Below are 22,678 nucleotides of genomic sequence, written 5' to 3'. Positions count from 1 at the left end.
AGACCTGTGCGAGGGCCTAGTTGCATATAGGGGCAGGGCGCTTTTTTAAAAGAGAAATTGATCGTCCACAAACACGAAGGCCCTACCGTTGCGGTAGGGCCCAGGCCGCTCTGGCGGCGGTGAACTGCCATGATGACAGTTTTTGAAAGCTGCGTTTCAGACAGCTTACTGACCACAATGTCAGTGATTCCACTGTACGTTAGCTAATTAAAATCAGCCAATTATGGAAAACCCGCAAATCTGAAACAAGCCCCTTCAAGCCCTTTGGGTGGGTCGCTTTCGGGGGCAGGAGGGGCCCTTAGTGGCCGTGGCCACCTTGGTGACCCTGACCGGCTTTGCTGTTCAAGGCGCGCACTGGCGCACTGACTTTCACGTCTTCTTTCTGGCCAGCCGCATTTTGAATTTGCAGGGTGATATCCACCGAGCTGCCTTCTTCAACCTGCTTGTCCAGACCCAAGAGCATGATGTGGTAGCCGCCGGGCTTCAGTTCCACTGCCTTGCCTGCAGGCAGTTCAATTTTTTCTACTTGGCGCATGCGCATGACATCGTTGTCCATGGCCATTTCATGCACTTCAACCTGTTTGCTCAAGGAGCTGCTGGCTCCCAGCAACTGAGCCGCTTCCGTGGCTTGCAGCACCATGAAGGCGCCCGTGGCTTGTTGACCGGGGACGGTTGCGCGCACCCAAGGATCGGTGACGGTGACTTCAGCCTGGGCCAGAGTAGGCAGGCTCGTCAAGGCCGCCAGGGAGAAAAGGGAAGTAGCGATAGTACGTTTCATGTTGGTAATCCTGTGTGGGTTCACTTGCTCAGAGCCAGTACCTGGCGGATATCAGCCGTGGCTTCTTCAGCCGTCTGCGTATGGCGCAGGGCGATCTGCAACTTGCCTTGTGTGTCATACACATAGGTCAAGGCACTGTGGTCCATGGTGTAGCTGGAGCCGGTGGGAACCTTTTGATAGAAGACTTTGAAGTCGCTAGCGGTTTTGGCCAGCTCTTCCTGGGTCGGGCGCAGGGCCACAAAACCGGGGTCAAATGCTTGCATGTACACGCGCAGCAGTTCCGGCGTATCGCGTTCGGGATCAATCGAGATGAACAGAACCTGGAGCTTGTCCCCATCCTCGCCCAATTGCTCTTTGATTTCCACGGCGCGCATCAAGGCGGTGGGGCACACGTCCGGGCATTGGGTGAATCCAAAAAAGATCAGCACGATTTTGCCTTTGTAATCGGCCATCGTGCGTCGTTGCCCTTCGGTATCGAGCAGGCTGAAATCTTTGGCGAAGTCGGCACTGCTCATGTCCACACCTTCCAGATTACGAAAGGCAGCTTGTTTGGGTGTCTTGTCGCCGCAAGCGCTCAGGACCAAAGGGGTCGCCAGCAGGGCAAGCACAAGCTGGCGGCGTGAGAATGAGGGGGTCATAGGAATATCCCGCTAAATGACAAAGTAAAGTGGCGCCTGCAGGCAGCCGGAACTGGTCAGGAAAGCAAGGGGGAAGGCGGTCCGCGCGCGCTCAAGGGCGGGCCCGTCAGAGGGAGCATGGGGGCTTGCGCCAGTGTGGCGCTGTCCCAGGTATGGACGGGGCTGCGATCCAATGCCCAGGCAGGGCTGGGATCGTCGTTTAGGGCTTTTTGTGCCTGGGCCTGTGCAAACAGGCAAGCCGCGTGCAAGCTGTGCTGCTCATCATGCTCTGGGCCGGGAAGCTGACCACTCCATTGCGCCAGGAACGGATCGCCTTGTACGCATAGGCTTAATGCCGCGGCGCGGGCCGGGTCTGAACTGGGCATATAGCCATTGGGAATCAGGCCACGGATCAGCAGTGCGCACATCACCAGCACCAGTAAAAACCGGCTGCGGTTTCCTATAGAGGGGGATGCGCAGTGCCTGATCATGATCAGAGCATTCTAGTACAGATGGAAATCTGTTTCCCCAGATTCTGTGGCACAGTGTGTGCCTATCAACAAGGAGCTTGATATGCGACAGATTTATGGGGTGTTGGCAGTGCTGGCCGTGGTGCTGGGGCTGACAGCATGTTCGACGCCGGACCATTCAGCAGACAGCAGCTGGAGCCGGCCTTCGGGTGTGGAAGTCTACGGGGAAATGGATGCTGGAGTAGGCTCAGTGCGGCGGCAGTCTCATTAAAAACTGCCGCCCTTAGGCACTTAGGCACTTAGGCCAAGGTTTGGCCTGCGCTATCGGCCATATCCTGCTTTTTAGCGATATCTTCAGGCTCGGCCTCGTCATTCAAGTGCGACAAGGCTTTGCTCAAACTGTATGCCGGTTCAAAGGAATCGGGGTTAGCCATGGGCCAACCCACCCGGAAAATAGTTTGACGATAGTGGCCGCGCAGCAGCTCACCTTTTTTCAGATCCGGGAACAGAGCCGACATCACCCGCACTTCGCCGTTGCTGATGCGTCGGGCAATGTGGTGTGGACGCAGTTGATCAGGATGTTCCAGGCCAGCCGCTCCCAGTAATTCCGCCAAGGCTTTGAGCGTATTGCCATGAAAGCTGGCCACACGCAGGGACTTGTCATCGACTACCAGGGCTTTCTGGCGCTGCGGATCTTGAGTGGCCACCCCTGTGGGGCATTTGTCCGTGTGACAGGCCTGGGCTTGCAAACAGCCCACTGCAAACATAAAGCCACGGGCGCTATTACACCAGTCCGCCCCCAAGGCCATGATGCGCGCCATATCAAAAGCGCTGATGATTTTGCCCGAAGCCCCCAGGCGGATCTGTTCACGCAAACCGATACCAACCAAGGTGTTGTGCACCAGTCGCAAGGCTTCACGCAGCGGCGTGCCTACGTGGTCGATGAATTCCACCGGAGCTGCACCGGTACCACCTTCGGCACCGTCCACCACAATAAAGTCCGGCGTGATGCCGGTTTTGAGCATGGCCTTGGCAATGGCAAACCATTCCCAGGCGTGACCAATACAGAGCTTGAATCCAACGGGTTTGCCGCCGGACAGGGTACGTAGCCGAGCCACAAACTCCAATAGTTCCACCGGAGTTCGGAAGGCACTATGGCTAGGAGGCGAGTTACAGTCCACCCCTTCAGGGACACCCCGAGCCAAAGCAATTTCTGCCGATACTTTGGTGCCGGGCAAGATGCCGCCGTGACCAGGCTTGGCCCCTTGCGACAGCTTGATCTCAATCATTTTGACGTGATCCTGAGTGGCACGTTCGGCAAAGCGCTCGGGCGAGAAATTGCCGAATTCATCGCGGCAACCGAAGTAGCCGGAGCCAATATTCCAGATCAAATCGCCACCGTGACGCAGGTGATAGGTGCTGATGCCGCCTTCGCCCGTGTCATGCGCAAAGTTGCCCATTTTCGCGCCTTTGTTCAAGGCCAGCACCGCATTGGCGGACAAGGCCCCAAAGCTCATGGCGGAAATATTGAGCACTGACAAGGAATAAGGCTTGGTACAGTCTGGCCCGCCTACCTCAATACGGAACTGGGAGTCCTTGATGTGGGTGGGCGTCATGGAGTGGTTGATCCACTCGTAGCCGTTGTTATAGACCTCCTGGTGCGTACCAAAAGGCTGCTTGTCGATCTGTTGTTTGGCGCGCTGGTAAACCAGGGAACGATCCGCGCGCGAGAAGGGCAGTTGCTGGGCGTCGCTTTCCAGAAAGTACTGGCGGATTTCAGGACGTATGGCTTCGAAAATAAAGCGCAGATTGCCGATGACCGGGTAGTTGCGGCGAATGGCGTGACGAGTCTGCGTAATATCCACCAGACCTTGCACGCACAGGGCCAGCCCCGGTATCGCCAACCACAGCCAGCTTGCGCTTCTGAACAGCGAGAGCAGCAAGAAAAAGGCGGTCAAGCCGATGATGATGTAGAAGGCGGTGTAGCGTGTCAGCCACTTTTGCATAAAGACTCCTGCCAAGAAAACGGGCTGGTGGGGCCGATTGCTCGCTCCGATCCACCAGAATGCCAACATCATAGAACGGTCCCGTACGGTTTGCCATGCTTGAGCGGGCTTAGTTTATGAAAACTAACAATGCAAAAGAGTGTGACAAGCAGGCACTCATTCTGGCGCGGATCCTGGCTTCTTAAGGCATGTGTGCAGGTAGGTGGATTCTGCGGTGTAGATCCTGCAGGTATCTGGTGTGCCCGTACCTGCTACTGCCTATGAAGCCGCCGTTGCATGCAAGAAAAGGTATTCAGCGAGCTGTAATTGAATAGGTAGCTAAGCTATCTATATAATTGAGCTTTGCTTCTTCGTTTATCACTTCATGTTTGTCTCTGGTCGTTTGATCCAGCTGGATCGGGCCGCCTTGCTGCATGGCCTGAATCTGGCCCTGGCTGCTTGGCTGTCGTTCAGCATTGCTGTCCTGTTGTCTGTCGATAATCCGTTTTGGGCCGCCATGCCTGTGTGGGTGCTGTCCCAAGCCTACCGGGGGCTGGTGTACGAACGCGCCTTGTGGCGCATTCTGGGCACCTTGGTCGGTGCAGGGCTTGGCCTGGCGTTCTTGTATTTGCCTAACCCGTATCTGCAATTAGTGGGTATGGCCTTGGTGGTCGGAGTGGCTTCGGCCTTGACCCATGTTTTCCGTGGAGCCTTGTCTTATCTGCCCATGCTGGCGGGGATTACGATTGGCGTCGTTGTGCTGCCGTCCGTGCTGGCGCCGGAGGCCTCTTTGGATTTGGCTTTATCGCGGGTGGAGTGCACCTTGATCGGGGTCTTGGTGACTACCTTGCTGTGCTCGCGAACTACGCCACGCAGTCAGCGCAAGCATTATTACGAGCGCGTCCGTGTGTTGGCGGCGGATACTTTACGAATTGCCGCACACGCGTTGGGGCCGGCATACGCGCAACGGGATCAGGCTTTGTTTAGCCGCGTGCGCCAGGAAATTGTGGAGCTGGATGCGCAGGCCCGTGTGCTGGCTGCGGGTTCGCTGGATGCCTACCGCCGTTTGCCCTACGTTGATGCGTTCCTATATGCGGTGATTGAACTGCTGGCGGCCAGCGAAGTGATTGTTCGTCAGCGTGAACGGGGCTTGCTGCCCGCGGCTGACTATGAAAAAGAGCTGCTGGAGCAAGCGCAGCGTTTGCAGGACGGACAGGCCTTACGCGTATTGGGGAAAACAGCCGTCCGGCAAGATGGGCAAATCAGCTTGGCGCGCCTGCGTCGGGCAATGGGACAAATTCAGAGAGCAGAGCAAGGCTTGTTTGCGGCCCGCGCGCCGGCAAGAGGGGGCCGTCAGCGTTTTTTGACGACTCCCGCAATCTCGGTGGATTGGCCTTTAGCGAGCCGTACCGGATTCATCAGCGGCTTGGCGGCCTTCTGTGCGGGGGCCATTGCCTATGCCTTGGCCAGTCCTGCTTTGGAGCTGATGGCGATGGGAGTTTGCACCTTTTCTATTATTTTGGGCTCTATGCCACGTCCGCAACTGATGAGCCGAACTATGTTTACCGGCATTGCGGTGGGCGTGGTGGTGGCCAGTTTCTATCGCTATGTGGTCCAGGCGCATTTGGTGCAGGACTGGCAAATCATTGTTTCTGTGCTGCCTTTTCTGGTGATAGGTGGTTTGCTGCGGGCCAATCGTCCGACGTCGGCGTGGGCGCTGGACGCAAATATGTGTTTTCAGCTGGCTAGTCAGGCTGGTATGACGGCGGTTGCCTGGCCCGTCATCATCAAGGAGTCTTTGCCTTTGTTGGCGGGTTCTGCCGTGGTGTGCGGTGCCTTTTATTTATTGCCGCGTCGCACCCATCCCCGGGGACAGGCGCTGGTAAGGCGAGTGGTGCGGGAGCTTTACCCCTTGATCAAACGCTCGCGCTCCCGTCTGTTCCGGGTCTGGCGTGCTCGGGTCGCACGGCAATGGGTTCGTCTGTGGCATTGGATGGGGGAGCAGACCCCGCATGGCCTGTTGTCCCTGATTAATCTAGGACATGGTGTCGTTGCTTTGAAACGGCTGGCCAAACGAGGGCCGGAGCAGCAGGCCTGCGTTGCACTGGTTTGTGAACTGTTCGAGGGTTTCGAGTATCAGCCCCAGGAACTGGCTCAGCAATTGCAGCGTATTAGCCTGTCTTGCGCCGATACCGTGCTGGCACAAGCCATTTTGGACGTCGCGCAGTCCTTGCGGGGAGCCCAAGCGGTTTTGGTTTATGCTTACCCGCCTAATGCCATGGGCAGCACCCCGGAGAGATCCTGATGAATCACCAACTTTATGAACGATTTGGCCTGTCCATGATTGTGCTGGCGCGCCTGTATCGTCGAGAGCTGGATCAGACTTTGGTGCGGTACGGGGTGTCGGAGGCCACTATCTTGCCCATCCGCTATCTGGCCCAGCTGGGGGAGCCAATACGGCAGGGGCAACTGGCACGTATGATGCGTCTGGAAGGGCCAACCCTGGTGCGCCTGATTGATCAACTGGAGTCTGGCGGTTTGTTGGAGCGTTTGCCTGACGAGCAGGACAAGCGGGCCCGCCTTCTATGCCTGACTCAGAAAGGGCGCGACTTTCACGAGGGCTTGCTGGAGTTGCTGCGTCAGGCGCGCGCCCCTTTGTTTAAAGGTATTGCAGAACAAGACATCGAAGCCGCCTTGCGCTGTTTTGACGCGCTGGCCAGCAATCTGGGGCTGGAAGCGACCGATATGTCCAGCTTGTTCGGAGATTGACCCGCCTATGAGCCATTTCGCGTAAGCGCTTGTTCCAGATGGTGAGTAGAAAGCAGGAGCAGGTTTCCTGCTTTTTTGTTTTGTGCTTGAATGAACCGTCCTTGTCGAAGCCATAAGGAGGTGTGCCATGAACGATGTCGATCTTGCGCGACTGGTTAAAACCATGAGCGAGGCCCAGTTAACGCTGGCAACCGCAGAGTCTTGCACAGCGGGCCTGATAGCCTCCACGCTGGCTGATCAGCCCGGTGCGGCAGCCGTGTTGGATTGCGCTTTTGTGACCTATTCTCCGCAGGCCAAGCATCGCTGCCTGGGTGTGGATCAGCGGGTGCTGGCAGAAAATAATCTATGCAGTGAAGCGGTGGCCCGGGCGATGGCCAAGGGCGCGGCAGGGCTGACTCCCGCGAATTTGATTATTGCGAATACCGGCGTGGCAGACGATGTTGCTGCCCCCCAGATTCCGGCTGGCACACAGTGCTTTGCCTGGCTATTCAAACCACAGGACAAATTTGATCCCTTAGTGGTCTATACCGAAACCATTGTGTTTGATGGCACCCGCGACCAGATTCGCCAGCAAAGCGCTCGTTATGCCTTGTTGCGTATTGAGCATTGGCTGCAGCAGGCCAAACAAGAACGCCAGGGCGTGAACCCTGGCGCTTGATGCTCATTCAGGCGACTGAAGCAGCGCCCAAGGACCTGGATTAGTTCTCCAGGTAGGAGCGCCAGACGCGTGGCAGGATGCCGCCATGACGCCAGTACTCCATGTCCTCAACCGTATCCAGACGCACGATGACCGGCACGGATTGCGTGCTGCCATCCAGACGATGGATGATCAATTCGGCTTGCGAACGCACGCCCAGGTTTTCTTCCAGGCCTTTCACGTCAAAGGTTTCGGTACCGTCCAAGTTCAAGGTGTCGGCGTTGGTGCCGTCCTGAAACTGAAGTGGCAACACGCCCATGCCTACCAGGTTGGTGCGGTGAATACGCTCGAAGCCTTCGGCCACCACAGCTTTCACACCCAGTAAAGCCGGGCCTTTGGCCGCCGAGTCACGCGACGAGCCGCAGCCGTAGTTCTTGCCAGCAATGACCAGCAAGGGAACCTGGCGTTCCTGATAGGTTTGAGCCGCTTCAAAAATGCGCATCACTTCGCCTTCTGGCATCACTTTGGTGACACCGCCTTCCACGCCTGGAACAATCTTGTTGCGCAGGCGGATGTTGGCAAAGGTCGCGCGTTTAACCACTTCGTGGTTGGCACGGCGCGTGGTGTAGTTGTTGAAGTCTTTTTGCTGCACACCTTTGGACAGCAGGAAGTCCGCCGCTGGCGTGCCCAAGCTGATCGACCCCGATGGGGAGATGTGGTCGGTGGTGATGGAGTCACCCAAGATGGCCAATGGACGCATGCCGTGCAAGTTGGCGACGGGAGCGGGTTCGCGTTGCAGGCCGTCAAAGTAGGGCGGTTTGCGGATGTAGGTGCTGTCGGCTTCCCAAGGGTAGTGACCGCCATTGCTGTCACGGGCCAAGGCATCCCAAGGCTCGCCGCCATCGTACAGTTCGGCGTAGCGCTCGATGAACAGGTCGCGGTCGTAAGAGCCGTGAATCGCTTCCTGGATTTCGGCAGATTTTGGCCAGATGTCGCTCAGGTAGACATCCTTGCCGTCCTGGTCCTGACCGATAGGTTCGCGTGTCAGATCCACATTCAGGTTCCCGGCCAGGGCGTAGGCCACCACCAGCGCAGGCGAAGCCAGGTAGGCCGCGCGCACGTTGGCGTGAATGCGGCCTTCAAAGTTGCGGTTGCCCGACAACACGGCGGTTGCAATCAGCTTTTCCGATTCAATGGCGTTCACGATATTGGCGGGCAGCGGGCCCGAACCACCATTGCAGGTGGTGCAGCCAAAACCGGCAATGTTAAAGCCCAGCACATCCAGATCGTCTTGCAGTTGAGCGCGTTCCAGCACGTCGGCCGTCACTTGGCTGCCGGGCACCAGGGATGTCTTGACCCAAGGCTTGCTGCGCAGGCCACGAGCCACGGCATTACGGGCCAGCAAACCGGCGGCCATCATATTGGCGGGGTTGGCGGTATTGGTACAGGAGGTAATGGCGGCGATCACCACATCGCCATCGTTCAGCACAAAGTCTTCGCCTTCCACAGGCACGGCACGTTGCGGGTCGTAAGGACGGCCAGCAATTTTTTGATGATGTGCGGGGAAGGACTGGGCGGCGGTGTCCAGATCCAGATGGTCTTCCGGATTGCTGGGGCCTGCCAAGCTGGGCTTGATGCTGCTCAGGTCCAGCTTCAAAACGGTGTCATACACAGGAGCCGGTGCGGCTGGATCACGCCACAGTTTTTGAACTTTGCTGTATTGCTCGACCAGATCAATTTGTTCTTGAGGACGGCCAGTCATGTGCATGTAGTGCAAGGCAGCGTCGTCAATGGGGAAGAACACGGCGGTGGCACCGTACTCAGGCGCCATATTGGCAATCATGCCGCGGTCGCCCAGGGACAGTTCATCCACGCTGGGGCCGAAAAATTCCACGAATTTGCCCACGACACCCAGCTCACGCAGTTTCTGGGTAATGACCAGCACCAGATCCGTAGGCAGCACGCCTTCATTCATCTTGCCGGTTAGTTCAATACCGACCACCGCAGGCAGGGCAATGGCTACCGGCAGACCCACCATCACGGCTTCGGCTTCGATACCGCCTACGCCCCAGCCCAAAATCCCCAGGCCGTTGACCATAGGCGTGTGGCTGTCCGTGCCCACACAGCTGTCGGGATAGACCAGATCCACATCCTGCCCTTGTTCGGACCAGACAACCTGACCAATATGCTCGATGTGCAATTGGTGCATGATGCCTTTGCCGGGCGGCACCACTTTTACGCCGTCAAAGTTGCTGGAACACCAGCGCAGAAACGCAAAACGCTCGCCGTTACGCTCGTACTCGCGGGCCAGGTTCACGTCAGCCGCTTTAGGGTTGGCCCAGCTGTCCACTTGCAGGGAGTGGTCAATAATCACGTCGATGGGCACTTGGGGGCGCACACGGCTGGCGTCCCCGCCGGCCGCTTGTACGCCTTCGCGCAGGGCTGCCATGTCCAGCAGCATCACCAGACCCAGAATGTCCTGACCAAAAACGCGGGCAGGGTAGAAGGTGATGCCGTCGCCCACTTTACGCTGGAGCAGGGAGTCAATTTCCTGATCCACATCGGCATGGCGCACGATTTTCTGACGACAGAGGTTTTCCAGCAGAACGCGCAGCGAATACGGCAGTTTTTCAACACCGGGGATATCGGCGATAGGAACGTACCGCATGGAACGTCCGTTCAGGGACAGTGTTTCTAGGGCAAGAGACTGAGACATGGCAAACGATTCATCCGTAATAAGAAGCTTGGAGGGGGCGCCGACCTAAGGACCCTCTGAATAAGGCAGCGTGATGCTGGGCTTATTCAGAGGGCCCTTGACGAAAAAATCCAATAAAGTGATGCGTCTGGAGCCTTGATAAAACAATTAAATTGTATTTTGTTTGTATATAATACAATAAAACGATCCCGGATCGCTTCGATTTTTAGGAATGTCGGCATGAAAAGCCAATCCAATTCTTTGCACGTCACTCTGGCGCACCGCTTGCTGGACTACGTGCGAGCAGGGCATTTACAAGCCGGGCACCATTTGACGGAACAATCTTTGGCCGAGGCGCTGGGCGCATCGCGCTCGCCCATACGGGGCGCTTTGGCCTATTTGGCGGAAAAAGGCATTGTGGGTACACAGCCCCCAAGACGGGGTCTGTACTTGCTGAAAGGGGCGGACCAATTAGGTGTCATTGAAGAGGAGCTGGGCGCCAGCCAGGATGACGAGGTGTATTTGCAACTGGCCCGTGACAAGCTGTCCGGTGCCTGGGGCGATACTTTGTCGGAAAACGATGCCATGCGGCGCTATGGTTTGACGCGTGAACGTCTGCGCCGCATCCTGGCGCGCGCGGCCAATGAAGGCTGGATGGAGCAACGCGCCAGCAAGGGCTGGTCCTTCCTGCCCATGATTGATGGCCCGCAAGCCTGCGCGGAAAGCTACACGCTGCGTCAAATGCTGGAACCAGCTGCCATGTTGTTGCCGGACTTTGCGATTGACTCCAGCGTGTTGCGTCGGGTGCGCCTGCAACAGCAAGCCCTGGCAGATGGCGGCTGGCGTCACGCCGGCCATGCGGAAATGTATCAGGCCAATGCCACTTTTCACGAGGCCCTGGCCTCGTTGTCGGGCAATCGTTTTATTGCCCAGACCGTCACGCGCCAGAACCAGTTGCGGCGCCTGTTGGAATATCAGGAAACGCTGGATCGGGAACGCATCCGTCGCCAGTGTCTGGAGCACTTGGCCATTTTGGATTTGCTGGAAAAGGGCGAGCGTGCCCAGGCATCAGCGCTTCTGGCACGCCATCTGGGCAACGCCAGCGAAGAAAAAGTCCTGCAGTTGCAGCGTGCGGCTGCCAACGCTTCCTCCTTGAATGAATCGCTAGACTCTCATGCCCAGCCTTCCGAGGCGACGGCGCAGTTTTCTTTAATGGCGCAAGCCAAGAACCAGGAATGATGTGATGAAACAAAAATCCCTTCCCGCCGTGTTCATGCGTGGTGGCACCAGCAAAGCCCTGATGCTTAATATTGCGGATCTGCCCGAGCAGCGCGACGACTGGACGCCTTTGTTTTCCGCTGCCATGGGCACGCCTGATCCTTACGGCCGTCAATTGGACGGCATGGGCGGTGGCGTCTCATCCCTGTCCAAGGTTTGTATTATCGGCCCGTCCAGCCATCCGGACGCCGATGTGGATTACACCTTTGCGCAAGTGGCCATCAAGGAAGAGAAGGTCGATTACCGTGGTAATTGCGGCAATATGAGCTCGGCCGTTGGGCCGTATGCGGTTGAGCAAGGCTTAGTTCAGGTGGAAGATGGCGAGGCGTGTGTACGCATTCTGAATACCAATACCAACAAGATCATTCATGCCCACTTCATGGTAGAAGAAGGCCAGCCCCGCTATGACGGCGATCTGGCGATTCCAGGCGTGGGCGGCACCGGGTCACCCATCCGCCTGGACTTTGTCGAGCCGGGTGGAGCGTCCACCGGCTCGCTCTTGCCCAGCGGTGAACTGAGCGAATGGCTGGATGTGCCCGGCGTAGGTCGGATTGAAGTGTCGTTGGTGGATGCCGCCAACGCCGCTGTTTTTGTGCGTGCTGCGGATGTAGGCCTGACGGGGCTGGAGTTGCCCGACTGGCTGGAAGCGCATCCCGAGGTGCTGGAACGCTTGGACGCTATTCGCGTACAGGCTTCGGTACGCATGGGTATTGCTCCAGATGTGGAAGCGGCCCGCCAGATTCGTATCGTGCCTTTTGTTTGTATTGTTTCCCCCGCTCAGGACAATCCCACCCTGTCGGGTGAGGTGGTGCCTGCCAAGGACATTGATCTGGTCGCCCGTGTGATTTCCAACGGCCAGCCGCATCGTGCTTTGCCTCTGACCATTTCCTTGTGTACCGCTGTGGCTGCCCGTTTGACCGGTAGCTTGCCTTCGCAGTGCCTGTCGGATTCTGTCGCTCCGCAAGGTCCCTTGCGTTTGGGCATGCCCTCCGGCGTGTTGACGGTAGGGGCTGAAGTCGAGCAGAAAGACGGTCAGTGGTTTGCCAAGGCTGGTTCCTTCTACCGCACTGCTCGTCGCTTGTTTGACGGTCGCTTGTGGGTTCCCGGTAAGGCCTTGAAAGACTAATCACCGATACGCAAGTCCTGCGAGGGCAGTCGCCCAAAGCGGGACTTGTAGTCTGCGCAGAAGCGGCCCAAATGGTTGAAACCACAGCGCAAGGCAATGTCGCTGACCTGCGTGCCGGGAACGGCTGTTCGGATTGCCTGCTGGGCTGCTTCCAAACGAATCTGTTTTAAAAACTGCATGGGGCTCAAGCCCCTTTCGGTGCGAAAGGCCAGCGTCAGGCTGCGTACGCTGGCGCAGGCCGCAGTAGCGATCTGCTCCAGAGTCAGTGCCTCGTCCAGACTGGCTCGCATGAAATCCTCGGCCCGTTGCACCCGGCGCGAACTGCTGGGCCGTATGGTCTGTTGCAATTGCCGACTGTAATTGCCAGGCTGGGTATGGAAAAGATGTAGTAGCAAATTATCTTCAGCTTGGCGGGACCACTGGTCCATCTCGGGCGGTAAATGTGCGCCGTATGCCAATAAGCTGCCTATCTGATGCTGCCAGGCACAGCCATGGGGCGAGTCCAGCGACATGGCCGCGGCAAACTCAATTGGTCTGTCCAAGGTCAGCCCCAGTGTCTGACGGCCAACTTCTTCCAGCCTATGGCGCGGAATTTTCACTAAAAACTGCTCGCAACCCTGCTCCCAATCCAGTTCAACCTGTAGGGAAGGGGAGATGACGGTGGCAATTTTAGGGTTGGCCTGAACGTACTCCCGACCAACCCGAATACAGGATCGTCCCTGTATCGGCACTTGAAACAGCAGAAAATCTTCCAAAACGCCCGGCGACACCTGAACAGCCGCACCGTATTTGAGCAGGACAAACGAAAAGCTGTGGCTGCTGGCGTAGCGCAGGGAGGCGTCCACCGGCCCGTCATTCCAGGTCAGCTTATGGTCGGTCAAGACACCGGCGGTTTCGCTGCGGGTCTGATCGGGGCAACGCGATTCAAAGCGCGGCGCACTGTGTTGCAAGGGGGCCAGCCCTGACATAAACCACGCTTGCATGATGTCTCTCCAAATTTTTGCCGGTTCGGGATAAGGCTTGCCGTATCTGGATAGCCCCCCGTTCTGCCCCGGTCTAATGTATTTCAAACCTAAAACAGTAGTCCTGTCCCCGGCACCTTAGCAGATTGGGGAACGGCTGGGAATTAAGGTCTTTACGCAGTCCGCAGCGCTCTCCAGTACAGGGCCGCAGGACAAGCGTCCCAAAGAAGGGCGATGGCGATTCAGACCCCCGGTGTGCCTTCTAGTGAGTGGGCAGGATACGAAGTCCAGTTTTTTTGAAAGACAGAGGACGGAGACAAACATGAAAAAGCAATTGGCGTTCTGTATGAGCACGCTGGCCCTGGCACTGGCTTGTAGTCCTGCCTCCAGCCAGGAAGTGTTCAAGATTGGTCTGTTGACCACCTTGTCCGGACCGGGCGCGGCCATTGGTGCGGAGATCCGCGATGGGTTCGAGCTGGGCCTGAACCATTCGGGTGGCAAGCTGGGCGGGGTGGATGTGGCGCTGACCGTGCTGGATGATCAGCAAAAACCGATGGAAGGCCGTCAGGCCGTGGACCGTCTGGTCAAGCGTGACAAGGTAGATGTCATTACCGGCATGGCTTTTTCCAATGTGCTGCTGCCGGTGATGCCCACCATTCTAGGTAGTGATACGGTTTACATCTCCACCAATACCGGCCCGGCTGATTACGCCGGCGAGCGTTGCCATCCCAATTTCTTTAGCGTGTCCTGGCAAAACGAGGATATTCCCGCGGCCATGGGCAAGTACGTGACGGACCAGGCGCACAAGAAAGTCTATTTGATTGCCCCTAATTACCCCGGTGGCCGCGAGTCTATTGAAGGCTTCAAGCGTCTGTTCAAGGGCGAGATTGCCGACGAAGTGTATGTGAAGGTCGGCCAGATGGATTACGCCGCCGAGCTGGCTCAAATGCGTGCCTCGGGTGCGGACGCGGTTTTCTTTTTCTTGCCCGGTGGCATGGGTGTGTCCTTTATCAAGCAGTTGATCAACTCCGGCCTGTCCACGCAGTTGGCGGTATATACGCCTGGTTTCTCGGCTGACCAGGACACCATTGGTGCGATTGGTGAGTCCATGAAGGGCATGGCCAATGCGGCGCAGTGGTCGCCTGATCTGGATAACGCCGTCAATAAACGCTTTGTAACGGACTTCGAGAAAACCTATGGCCGCTTGCCATCCATGTACGCCTCTCAGGGCTATGACGCTGCCCGCTTGCTGGATGGCGCACTGAAAGCGGACCCCAAGGCCGTTCATGATCGCGAAGCGTTGCGACAGGCACTGCGCAGCGCACCGTTCGAGTCCGTGCGTGGCGATTTCGCCTTTAACAACAATCAATATCCGGTGCAGACCTACTACATGCGCGAAGTGGCTCCTAATGCCCAGGGCCAGATGAGCAACAAGATTGTGTCCACCGTATTTGAGCAGTTCCAGGATCATTTTGCGCCCCAGTGCAAGATGGAAAAGTCATAAAGAGGATGCGTGAAGCATCCGGCAGCAAGGAGGTAATGATGAGCTATAGCAACGAACAGCTGTCCGCATTGGTGCGGGACGACAGCGTACATAAATCGGTCTATACCGATCCTGAGATTTTCCGTCTGGAGATGGAACGTATTTATGGTCGTGCCTGGATCTATATCGGTCACGACAGCCAGGTGCCTAATCCGGGCGACTACCACACGACCTTGCTGGGTGGCCAAGACGTCATCATGGTGCGTGGCAGTGACAAGAAGGTATACGTTCTCTATAACCGTTGCCCCCATAAAGGCGCCAAAGTAGTGGCCGATGGCTGTGGCAATGCCGGCAAGTTCTTTCGTTGCCCCTACCACGCCTGGACGTTCAAACTGGATGGTCAGCACCTGGCCGCCCCCATGAAAAACGGCTTGGAAAATACCTGCTTTGATCCCAAACACCCAGACTTTTCCATGCGCCGTGTGGCCCGTGTGGAAAGCTACCGTGGTTTTGTGTTTGCCTGTCAAAGCGCACATGGTCCTGAACTGAAAGAGTTTTTGGGCCCCATCATCACCTCCATTGATAACCTGTGCGATCGCTCGCCGGTGGGCGAAGTGGAAGTGGCCGGTGGCAGCTTCAAAGTCTGGCAGCCGTCGAACTGGAAAGTGTTTTACGAAAACCTGCACGACACCATGCACGCTAACGTGACGCACGAATCGTCCTATGTGGCTGCGCGTGAGCAGGCCAAAGATTACGGTTCCATGCCGCTGGAACTGCACATCATGGACGGCAACGGCGAGCCTTACGGTTTCTGGGAAAAGCTGGACCTGTACGCCTTTGATAACGGCCACGGCTATATGGAAGGCATTTTCAATCCCGGTGCGATTGAAACTGACCCCATCACCAAAGAGCACTACGAAACGCTGAAAGAAGCGTATGGCGAAGAAAAAGCCTTGAAGGTGCTGGGTGAGAACCGTCACAACAGCATTATTTACGGCAGTGGTTCGCCCCATACCGTGTTCCAGCAATTCCGTGTGATTCGCCCGGTGGCAGTGGATCGTACTCACGTGGAAATTCAGCTGTTCCGCTTGAAAGGCGCGCCGGACGCGATCTACAAGCGTGGCCTGATGTACGCCAACTTGATCAACTCGCCCTCGTCCAACGTGATGCCGGATGACATTGAAGTCTACGGTCGTTGCCAGGAAGGTAACCAGACTCGTGGTGGCGACTGGATCAGCATGCACCGCTACAACGGCACTGACAAACAGATCGAAGGCGGCATGGTGGCTACCAATGGCACCAGCGAACTGCCAATGCGCAATCAGTTCCGCGCCTGGAGGCATTTCATGACCACGACTATGTACGACGCGCCTGCGCAGTCGCAAGACAGTGGCAAGAGCACCGTGCGCTCGGCCTCCGGTGAGCCTATCGCCCCAGCAACACAGGCTTAGTCAGGCCGGAGCTAAGGAGAATTTTTATGTTGTTTGATATTGATTTTGATGTCAGCGTGGATCAGGTCACGCCCGTGAATCTGAGCCTGGAGGCAATCCGCGAGGTCGAGCAGTTTATCTACCACGAAGCCCGTCTGCTGGACGAGCGCCGTTGGCAGCAATGGCTGGATCTGTGGACCGAGGAAGGCATGTACTGGATTCCTCATAGCTATGATCAGGAAAGCCCTTACGAGCATATTTCCCTGTGCTGGGAAAATAAATTGCTGCGTGAACTGCGTATCCGCCGTCTGGAAAACCACCGCAACTGGTCTCAGCAGCCGGTCACCCAGGCTTGCCGCGTATTGGGCAATTTGATGATCGATGGCACGGACCCTGAAGGCTATCTGGTCGTGCGTTCCAGCTTTCATTCCATGGAATGGCGTGGCAAAGATCCGGTCTACCGCGTAGGTAGCCTGATTCACAAGCTGCAAGCTCAGGAAGGCGGTGGCTGGAAGCTGCGCATGAAACAGGTCAACTTGGTGGACCGTGATGCGGTTCATGGCGCTATTCAGGTGTACATCTAATGTCGGCAGCCCATCACACAGCCTTGCTGGCCCTGCATTATCAAAACGATGTCCTGCACGCTGATGGCCTGATCCGTGTGGGGGTAGAGGCCAATAGCCCCCAGCGTCAGGCCTTGATTGAGGCCGCAGGCCGTTTGCTGGCGCAGGCCCGCGCACAGGGCGTGCCCATTGTGCATGTGCGGGTGGGCTATCGGCCGGACTACGCGGATTTGCTCTGCAATGCGCCGATTCTGCGCAATGTAAAGCGCATCGGAGCGATGCAAACCGGCAGTTGGGGAGCTCAGTTCTATGAAGGGCTGGCTCCCTTGCCGGACGAGTTCGAAGTCCATCACACGCGCATCAATGCGTTTTTTGGCTCGGCGTTGGAACCCGTGGTGCGTCGCCTGGGCGTAGAGCGTTTGGTGATTGCAGGCGTGGCAACCCATTCTGTTGTGGAGAGCACGGTGCGCCATGCGGTGGATATGGGGTATGAAGTGGCTGTCGTGGCCAGCGCATGCGGTGCGCCACCCACTACGCATGAAGCATCCCTAGCCAGCATGAGCCTGATCGCTCATATCGACCGGGACGAAGATTGGGACGCGGTTTTCAGCGCGCCACAAGCACAGTAGGAGAAGACATGCAGCAGGACATGAAGGTGAATTTACAGGGTAAGGTCGCCATCGTGACCGGTGCCACGCAAGGACTGGGGGCAGACATTGCCCTGGCCCTGTGTGCCGCAGGTGCGTGGGTGCTGATTGTGGGACGCAGCCAAGAGGAAGGGCAGCGCACCGAGGCGCGTTTGCAGGCAGTGGGCAAGGCTCAGTTCATGGCCACGGATATTTGCGACGATGCCCAGCTGGATGCCTGCGTGCAGGCTGCGCTGGCGCAGACCGGGCGTATTGATATTGTGGTCAACAATGCCTGTTCCTATGGCGATGAAGGTTTGGCGTCCAGCCGCGAGCTGTGGCACCAGACCTTGGATGTGAACCTGATCTCCAGCGCCATTTTGGCCCAGAAAGCCACGCCACATATGGGGCAGGGCGGGGTCATCATCAATATGGGCAGTACGGGTGGCAAGTTTGGTGTAGCGGGGCGCGCTTTGTACCCGGCTTCCAAAGCGGCAATCTTGCAGTTCACAAAAAGCCTGGCGGTGGAACTGGCCCCTTCCGGCATTCGCGTGCTGACGGTCTCGCCTGCCTGGACCTGGTCGCCTTCGGTAGAGCGCATGAGCGGTGGTTCGCGTGAACTGGCTGACCAAGTGGGGGCGCAAGTTCATCCCTTGGGACGAGTCGGATCTGGGGAAGAAGTGGCGCAGGTGGTTTTGTTCGCAGTGTCGAATGCCGCATCCTGGATGACCGGGATTGATTTGCCGGTTGACGGCGGTTTTTCCATTCTGGGGCCCGAGCAGGGCAAATCGCCCCGTCACTGGTTTGAACGCTGGCAGGCGCAGTCGTCTGACTCATAAATAGAAAAATGCGGTAAAAGATGCCCAGGGCTTGTTGCGTGTTTACAAGCCCTGACCCCGTTCAGGGCAAATTTAAAAAAGGTGTGGGATGACAGATTCAACAAATAAAAAGTCATATGCCGTCATTGTGGTGGGCAGTGGCATCAACTCCCTGGTGTGCGCGGCTTTATTGGCGCAAAAGGGGAAGCAAGTTCTGGTGCTGGAACGTAACGATCGCGCGGGCGGTTGCATCCGCACTGAAGAGCTGTTTCCGGGCTTCACCCACGAACTGTTGTCATCCTGGTATCCCTTGTTTACCTCGGGTGCTGCCTATGCGCGTCTGAAAGACGATCTGGCAGCCGAGGGCGTGGAGTTTCTGGAAAACGGCTACACCACGGGCGTGGTGGGCAGCGATGGCAAGGGCCTGGCCCTGCGCCATGATGTGGGTGATTCCGTACAACGCATCAACGGTTTGCAGGCCGGTGATGGCGATGCTTTTGGTGCCATGTGCAGCCAATTGTTTGAACGGGATGCTGGCTTGACCTTCGGTTTGTTGGGCTCGGAGCCCTATAGCCGTGGCTTGTTGGGATTGTTGTTCTCGCAATGGCGCAAGCGCCGTTTGGACGGCATGGTGCAGTATGGTCGCGAGTCCCTGGAATCCTTTCGCCGTTGGGCGGACCGTGAACTGAAAGATGATCGTGTACGCGGCATGATGGCTCCGTGGGTGCTGCACTCGGGCCTGGGCCCTGATGATGCCTGCTCCGCTTTGATCGGTAAGCTGACATTCGCAGCGGTTGTGGCGGGTGGCATGCCGGTGGTGAAAGGTGGCGGCCAGAACCTGGTACGTGCCTTGTGCGCCATTATCGAAAAAGCCGGTGGTCGTATTCAACTAAATACCGAAGTTGAAGAAATTGTGCTGGACGGTAAAAAGGCTCGTGGCGTGCGTGCGGGTGGCCAAGTTTACGAAGTCGCCCATGTGGTGTGCAACGTTACGCCCCCGCAGTTGTATGGACGTTTGCTGCCCGGTGCTCCTGAACCGGTGCGCGAACAGGCCAATGCTTACCGCTTTGGGCGCGGAGACATGCAGATCCACCTAGCCTTGGATAGCATGCCTAACTGGAGCGATCCTGAGCTGTTGAAAGTGCCTTTGCTGCACTTGTCCGATAGCCTGGAAGACGTCAGCATGAGCGTGGCCCAAGCCAATAATGGCTTGATTCCGGCCAAGATGACCGTGGCGATTGGCCAGCCTTGTTCTTTGGACCCAAGCCGTGCGCCAGAGGGCAAATGGATCTTGTGGATGCAGATGCAGGATATGCCGTCGCACTTGCGGGGGGATGCCGCCAACAAGATTGATGTGCCTGCTGACGGAAAATGGACTGAAGCCGTGCGCGATGCCGTGGCTGAACGCGTGATTGACCAGCTGGAAGCGGTTATGCCCGGTTTACGCCAGCAAATAGTGGGCAAGAAAGTCTTGTCTCCCGCTGATCTGGAATCCATCAACTGCAATCTGGTTGGGGGGGATCCTTACTCCGGCATTTGTTCGCCCGACCAGTTCTTCTGGATGCGTCCCTTTGCCAGTAGCCAGGGCGCACGCTCGCACGCTACGCCGTACAAGAACGTCTATCACATTGGTGCATCCACCCACCCAGGCCCCGGCCTGGCAGGCGCTTCTGGGTTCATGGTGGCAGAGCAGATTCGGTAGTTAATCGCTGAGAGCTCAGAATGCACGGTTCTGGGCTTGGAAAACCGGTTGGAACGGGTGTTGCACATCAGTTCCAACCGGTTTTTTTATGCCTTCGCGGCTCAGTCAAAAGCGCAGCTGCCAGGGTGCCAAGAGCGTTTATCTCTTAAAAAAACAGGTTTCAGGGGGATACGCCATGCACCAAGCTGACAATTGTTGGGTATTCTGTGCATGTTTTCTGCTGCCCTGCCAGTTTCAAGCGCGGGGCCTTATTGTTTAGCCGGAGTTTTCCAGATGCACGCTTTTCGCCGTTCGCGCCTGTGTGCCCTTTTGTCTCTTTTTCTGCTGGTTCTTGTGCTGGCAATGGCTACGGCTTCCGTCAGGGCGGCCGAGCCTACGGGCTTCACGCCTACGCAAGCGAGCGAGACCTTGAACGAGTTGCGCGATACGCTGCAAACCGTACAAGACAAGTTGCAGAAAAGTGATGGCTTAGGGGATTCAGATCTGGTGGCGCTGCGTAATCAGCTTTTGCTGGCGCAGGAGCAGGCTCTGGAGATGAGTGTGCGACTGGAGCCCGAGCTGCTCAGCGTGACGGCGCGTTTGAGTCAGTTGGGTTCAGCTGAAGATCAGGCGGGGGAGTCTGACGATATCGCCCGCCAACGGGCGCAATTGCAGCAAGCGGCTACCGAACTGGATGGCATGCTCAAATTGGCGCGCTTGATTGGGGTGGAAACCACTCAGGGGCTGGATCAAGTGTCCAAACAGCGTCGGGTGATTTTTCAGGCGGAGCTGGGGCGCCAGTCTCAATCTATTTTGACGCCACGTTTCTGGCGTAATGTGTCGCGTGATTTGCCCGGCGATCTGGACCGGGTCGAGCGTATGCGCAAGGATTTGTCGCAGCGAATTGTGGACCTGCCTGCCGCTGTCTTGTGGGGCGCGGCCGCGTTGGCCTTGATGCTGGTTGCTGTGGCCGTCTGGGTAGTGCGCGGGCTGGAGAGCTTCACCATTAATCACACCAAGCCTTCACGCTTGCGGCGCTCCTTTTATGCCACGGCCTTGATTGTGCTCTATAGCCTGATACCTGGGCTGTTGGGCTCCTTGGCGGCGGGCCTGTTTTATTGGAATGGCAATCTGGCGCCGGACCTGAGCAGCTTTGTATCCAAGTCCGTGTTTGCGCTGTATTTGGGTGGTTTTGTGACCGGGATGGGGCGGGTGCTGCTGTCGGCTCAGCGCCCAAGCTGGCGCTTGCCTCCCATTCCTTCCAGCGTTGCCTTGAAGCTGGCCTGGTTGCCCATTGCACTGGGCATCATGGTGACCTTGACCTGGATGTCGCAGCAATTGCTGGGCCTGATTAATGCCACGCTCAGCACCACCTTGTTGATTAATAGCTTCAACACGCTGACCCTCAGTATCTTTATTGCCATTGCCGCCTGGAATTTGAGCCAAGGCCGCGATGCGCCTGCCGCAGTGGCGGAAGGCGCGGGCGACCCCTCCAAAACCGCTCCGGTAAAACAAGGCGGAACCTGGCTTCGGGCTATTCCCATAACCCTGGGGGTAGTGATCGGTGTGGGTTTGTGCGCTTTCTTACTAGGCTATATCGCGCTAAGCAGCCTGATCGTGCAAGAGACTTTGTGGCTGAGTCTGGTGATTTGCACCTGCTATGTGCTGGTGGCCTTGGTTGCGGATATTGGGCAAAGCCTGCTGCTGCAATTTAGGGAAAAACGGGCCTCAAATGAATGGACCAGCACGCAGTTACGGGGTAGCAGTCAAATTGTGATTGTGCTGTCCGGGGCGATTCGCCTGTGCTTGATCGTGACAGCGATCACCTTGGTGCTATTGCCGTTTGGAGAAGATCCTACGCAGTGGCTGCAGCGCCGCCTGGGCTTTTTGGTTAAAGGGTTTGCCTTAGGCCAAGTGCAGATTAAGCCCAGCTCGGTCTTGCTGGCAGTATTGGTGCTGGTGGTGGGCGTGCTGTTTGTGAAGGCTTTGCAGCGTTGGGTTGCCAACCAGTTGCTGCCCGCCACACGTATTGATGCCGGCATGCGGGTGTCCACGGCCAATTTGTTCAGCTATGTGGGTTATTTCATTGTGGTGGCGATGGCCATTTCCTCTTTGGGGATTGGCCTGGAGCGCATGGCCTGGGTGATTTCAGCCTTGTCGGTGGGGATTGGTTTTGGCTTGCAAGCGGTGGTGCAGAACTTTGTGTCCGGCCTGATTTTGCTGGCTGAACGGCCCATCAAGATTGGTGACTGGGTCAGCTTGAATGGCGTGGAGGGCAATGTACGCAAGATCAATGCTCGAGCCACGGAAATCGAAATGTTTGATCGCTCTACGCTGATTGTGCCGAACTCCGAATTCATCACCAAAACCGTGCGTAACGTCACCTTGAGCAACCCCTTGGGGGTGGTCAAGGTCAAGATCAATATGCCGATCGACACGGATGCTAAACGGGTGCGGTCTATCATGCTGTATGTCATGCAGAACTATAGCGATGTGCTGGCCGATCCCGCTCCAGACGTAACGCTGGACGGCTTTGATGCTAACGGTTTGCAGTTTACGGCCACTTGCTATGTGGCTTCGCCGCGCATTGGCAGCCGGGTACGCAGTGTCCTGATGTTCGATATTCTGGATGAGTTACGAAAAGAAGGTCTGGCGCTGCACCATACTCAAACCATGACGGTGTTGCCCACCACACCGGTCGCCAGCCAAAATGAGAGCAGTAACCCCTTGCTGAATGATTGACCCTCGATAAAAACAATA

19 protein-coding genes are annotated in these 22,678 nt (G+C 57.0%); 13 read left to right on the top strand and 6 right to left on the bottom strand.

The genetic code is table 11. The features are described from left to right. Nucleotides 1-298: 298 nt before the first annotated feature. Genes AC1RSM_RS07715 through AC1RSM_RS07705 form a run of 3 tightly spaced genes read right to left on the bottom strand, consistent with a single transcriptional unit; the run spans nt 299 to nt 1,886 of the window. The gene (locus tag AC1RSM_RS07715) at nt 299-778 is read right to left on the bottom strand and encodes a copper chaperone PCu(A)C (protein ID WP_492931068.1); all 480 of its coding nucleotides are present in this window, start codon (nt 776-778) and stop codon (nt 299-301) included. Between the two features lie 20 nt (nt 779-798). Then, nucleotides 799-1,416, bottom strand: a complete 618-nt coding sequence (locus AC1RSM_RS07710; RefSeq protein WP_492931066.1) for an SCO family protein — start codon at nt 1,414-1,416, stop codon at nt 799-801. A gap of 56 nt (nt 1,417-1,472) precedes the next feature. Continuing rightward, nucleotides 1,473-1,886, bottom strand: a complete 414-nt coding sequence (locus AC1RSM_RS07705; protein WP_492931064.1) for a hypothetical protein — start codon at nt 1,884-1,886, stop codon at nt 1,473-1,475. Between the two features lie 82 nt (nt 1,887-1,968). Here AC1RSM_RS07705 and AC1RSM_RS07700 point away from each other — a divergent pair, with 82 nt between their 5' ends. Next, nucleotides 1,969-2,136 (top strand): hypothetical protein, encoded by a 168-nt coding sequence (locus tag AC1RSM_RS07700; protein WP_492931062.1) that lies wholly within the window; start codon nt 1,969-1,971, stop codon nt 2,134-2,136. 28 nt (nt 2,137-2,164) lie between these two features. Here AC1RSM_RS07700 and AC1RSM_RS07695 read toward each other — a convergent pair whose 3' ends face one another. Beyond that, nucleotides 2,165-3,871, bottom strand: coding sequence for an FMN-binding glutamate synthase family protein (locus AC1RSM_RS07695; protein WP_492931060.1), 1,707 nt, complete (start codon nt 3,869-3,871; stop codon nt 2,165-2,167). Nucleotides 3,872-4,235: 364 nt separating this feature from the next. Here AC1RSM_RS07695 and AC1RSM_RS07690 point away from each other — a divergent pair, with 364 nt between their 5' ends. The 3 genes from AC1RSM_RS07690 (at nt 4,236) to AC1RSM_RS07680 (ending at nt 7,277) form a co-directional block, all read left to right on the top strand. After that, nucleotides 4,236-6,155 (top strand): FUSC family protein, encoded by a 1,920-nt coding sequence (locus AC1RSM_RS07690; protein WP_492931058.1) that lies wholly within the window; start codon nt 4,236-4,238, stop codon nt 6,153-6,155. Then, the gene (locus AC1RSM_RS07685) at nt 6,155-6,619 is read left to right on the top strand and encodes a MarR family winged helix-turn-helix transcriptional regulator (RefSeq protein WP_492931056.1); all 465 of its coding nucleotides are present in this window, start codon (nt 6,155-6,157) and stop codon (nt 6,617-6,619) included. The genes AC1RSM_RS07690 and AC1RSM_RS07685 overlap by 1 nt, the downstream gene beginning before the upstream one ends. A gap of 127 nt (nt 6,620-6,746) precedes the next feature. Next, entirely contained in the window at nt 6,747-7,277 is a 531-nt protein-coding gene (locus AC1RSM_RS07680; RefSeq protein WP_492931054.1) for a CinA family protein, read from the top strand. A 40-nt stretch (nt 7,278-7,317) separates the two neighbouring features. Here AC1RSM_RS07680 and acnA read toward each other — a convergent pair whose 3' ends face one another. Continuing rightward, nucleotides 7,318-9,972 (bottom strand): aconitate hydratase AcnA, encoded by a 2,655-nt coding sequence (acnA, locus tag AC1RSM_RS07675; RefSeq protein ID WP_492931052.1) that lies wholly within the window; start codon nt 9,970-9,972, stop codon nt 7,318-7,320. 219 nt (nt 9,973-10,191) lie between these two features. Between acnA and AC1RSM_RS07670 the strand changes: the two genes are divergently transcribed. Together AC1RSM_RS07670 and AC1RSM_RS07665 are read left to right on the top strand one after the other, a co-directional pair. After that, entirely contained in the window at nt 10,192-11,190 is a 999-nt protein-coding gene (locus AC1RSM_RS07670) for a GntR family transcriptional regulator (protein ID WP_492931050.1), read from the top strand. A gap of 4 nt (nt 11,191-11,194) precedes the next feature. Continuing rightward, the gene (locus AC1RSM_RS07665; protein ID WP_492931048.1) at nt 11,195-12,355 is read left to right on the top strand and encodes a 2-methylaconitate cis-trans isomerase PrpF family protein; all 1,161 of its coding nucleotides are present in this window, start codon (nt 11,195-11,197) and stop codon (nt 12,353-12,355) included. Here the strand turns inward: AC1RSM_RS07665 and AC1RSM_RS07660 are convergent. After that, on the bottom strand, nt 12,352-13,338 hold the full coding sequence (locus tag AC1RSM_RS07660) for an AraC family transcriptional regulator (RefSeq protein ID WP_492931046.1): 987 nt from the start codon (nt 13,336-13,338) through the stop codon (nt 12,352-12,354). The two genes, AC1RSM_RS07665 and AC1RSM_RS07660, sit on opposite strands and share 4 nt — an antisense overlap. Nucleotides 13,339-13,639: 301 nt before the next feature. Between AC1RSM_RS07660 and AC1RSM_RS07655 the strand changes: the two genes are divergently transcribed. From AC1RSM_RS07655 to AC1RSM_RS07625, 7 genes are all read left to right on the top strand, one after another. Further along, a complete protein-coding gene (locus AC1RSM_RS07655; RefSeq protein ID WP_492931044.1) occupies nt 13,640-14,821 on the top strand; it encodes an ABC transporter substrate-binding protein in 1,182 nt (393 codons plus the stop codon). Between the two features lie 38 nt (nt 14,822-14,859). Continuing rightward, entirely contained in the window at nt 14,860-16,251 is a 1,392-nt protein-coding gene (locus tag AC1RSM_RS07650; protein WP_492931042.1) for an aromatic ring-hydroxylating dioxygenase subunit alpha, read from the top strand. Nucleotides 16,252-16,277: 26 nt separating this feature from the next. Next, the gene (locus tag AC1RSM_RS07645) at nt 16,278-16,814 is read left to right on the top strand and encodes an aromatic-ring-hydroxylating dioxygenase subunit beta (RefSeq protein ID WP_492931040.1); all 537 of its coding nucleotides are present in this window, start codon (nt 16,278-16,280) and stop codon (nt 16,812-16,814) included. Beyond that, entirely contained in the window at nt 16,814-17,422 is a 609-nt protein-coding gene (locus AC1RSM_RS07640; protein WP_492931038.1) for a cysteine hydrolase family protein, read from the top strand. The genes AC1RSM_RS07645 and AC1RSM_RS07640 overlap by 1 nt, the downstream gene beginning before the upstream one ends. Before the next feature lie 8 nt (nt 17,423-17,430). Beyond that, the gene (locus AC1RSM_RS07635; protein WP_492931037.1) at nt 17,431-18,258 is read left to right on the top strand and encodes an SDR family oxidoreductase; all 828 of its coding nucleotides are present in this window, start codon (nt 17,431-17,433) and stop codon (nt 18,256-18,258) included. An 88-nt stretch (nt 18,259-18,346) separates the two neighbouring features. Then, nucleotides 18,347-19,939, top strand: coding sequence for a phytoene desaturase family protein (locus AC1RSM_RS07630; RefSeq protein WP_492931035.1), 1,593 nt, complete (start codon nt 18,347-18,349; stop codon nt 19,937-19,939). A 273-nt stretch (nt 19,940-20,212) separates the two neighbouring features. Then, nucleotides 20,213-22,660, top strand: a complete 2,448-nt coding sequence (locus AC1RSM_RS07625) for a DUF3772 domain-containing protein (RefSeq protein WP_492931033.1) — start codon at nt 20,213-20,215, stop codon at nt 22,658-22,660. Nucleotides 22,661-22,678: the final 18 nt, after the last annotated feature.

It is taken from the genome of Alcaligenes sp. GW821-FHT11D07 (assembly GCF_058808495.1).
The sequence above is the reverse complement of the archived record's forward strand: the minus strand, read 5'-3'. Positions and strand labels throughout refer to the sequence as shown.

What these genes read in the sequence shown, in the direction of transcription:
- AC1RSM_RS07685 (WP_492931056.1), top strand. Translation starts at nt 6,155, where the DNA reads ATGAATCACCAACTTTATGAACGATTTGGCCTGTCCATGATTGTGCTG.
- AC1RSM_RS07625 (WP_492931033.1), top strand. Translation starts at nt 20,213, where the DNA reads ATGCACGCTTTTCGCCGTTCGCGCCTGTGTGCCCTTTTGTCTCTTTTT.
- AC1RSM_RS07635 (WP_492931037.1), top strand. Translation starts at nt 17,431, where the DNA reads ATGCAGCAGGACATGAAGGTGAATTTACAGGGTAAGGTCGCCATCGTG.
- AC1RSM_RS07710 (WP_492931066.1), bottom strand. Translation starts at nt 1,416, where the DNA reads ATGACCCCCTCATTCTCACGCCGCCAGCTTGTGCTTGCCCTGCTGGCG.
- AC1RSM_RS07715 (WP_492931068.1), bottom strand. Translation starts at nt 778, where the DNA reads ATGAAACGTACTATCGCTACTTCCCTTTTCTCCCTGGCGGCCTTGACG.
- AC1RSM_RS07640 (WP_492931038.1), top strand. Translation starts at nt 16,814, where the DNA reads ATGTCGGCAGCCCATCACACAGCCTTGCTGGCCCTGCATTATCAAAAC.
- AC1RSM_RS07705 (WP_492931064.1), bottom strand. Translation starts at nt 1,886, where the DNA reads ATGATCAGGCACTGCGCATCCCCCTCTATAGGAAACCGCAGCCGGTTT.
- AC1RSM_RS07665 (WP_492931048.1), top strand. Translation starts at nt 11,195, where the DNA reads ATGAAACAAAAATCCCTTCCCGCCGTGTTCATGCGTGGTGGCACCAGC.
- AC1RSM_RS07700 (WP_492931062.1), top strand. Translation starts at nt 1,969, where the DNA reads ATGCGACAGATTTATGGGGTGTTGGCAGTGCTGGCCGTGGTGCTGGGG.
- AC1RSM_RS07680 (WP_492931054.1), top strand. Translation starts at nt 6,747, where the DNA reads ATGAACGATGTCGATCTTGCGCGACTGGTTAAAACCATGAGCGAGGCC.
- AC1RSM_RS07645 (WP_492931040.1), top strand. Translation starts at nt 16,278, where the DNA reads ATGTTGTTTGATATTGATTTTGATGTCAGCGTGGATCAGGTCACGCCC.
- AC1RSM_RS07650 (WP_492931042.1), top strand. Translation starts at nt 14,860, where the DNA reads ATGAGCTATAGCAACGAACAGCTGTCCGCATTGGTGCGGGACGACAGC.
- AC1RSM_RS07695 (WP_492931060.1), bottom strand. Translation starts at nt 3,871, where the DNA reads ATGCAAAAGTGGCTGACACGCTACACCGCCTTCTACATCATCATCGGC.
- AC1RSM_RS07690 (WP_492931058.1), top strand. Translation starts at nt 4,236, where the DNA reads ATGTTTGTCTCTGGTCGTTTGATCCAGCTGGATCGGGCCGCCTTGCTG.
- acnA (WP_492931052.1), bottom strand. Translation starts at nt 9,972, where the DNA reads ATGTCTCAGTCTCTTGCCCTAGAAACACTGTCCCTGAACGGACGTTCC.
- AC1RSM_RS07660 (WP_492931046.1), bottom strand. Translation starts at nt 13,338, where the DNA reads ATGCAAGCGTGGTTTATGTCAGGGCTGGCCCCCTTGCAACACAGTGCG.
- AC1RSM_RS07630 (WP_492931035.1), top strand. Translation starts at nt 18,347, where the DNA reads ATGACAGATTCAACAAATAAAAAGTCATATGCCGTCATTGTGGTGGGC.
- AC1RSM_RS07655 (WP_492931044.1), top strand. Translation starts at nt 13,640, where the DNA reads ATGAAAAAGCAATTGGCGTTCTGTATGAGCACGCTGGCCCTGGCACTG.
- AC1RSM_RS07670 (WP_492931050.1), top strand. Translation starts at nt 10,192, where the DNA reads ATGAAAAGCCAATCCAATTCTTTGCACGTCACTCTGGCGCACCGCTTG.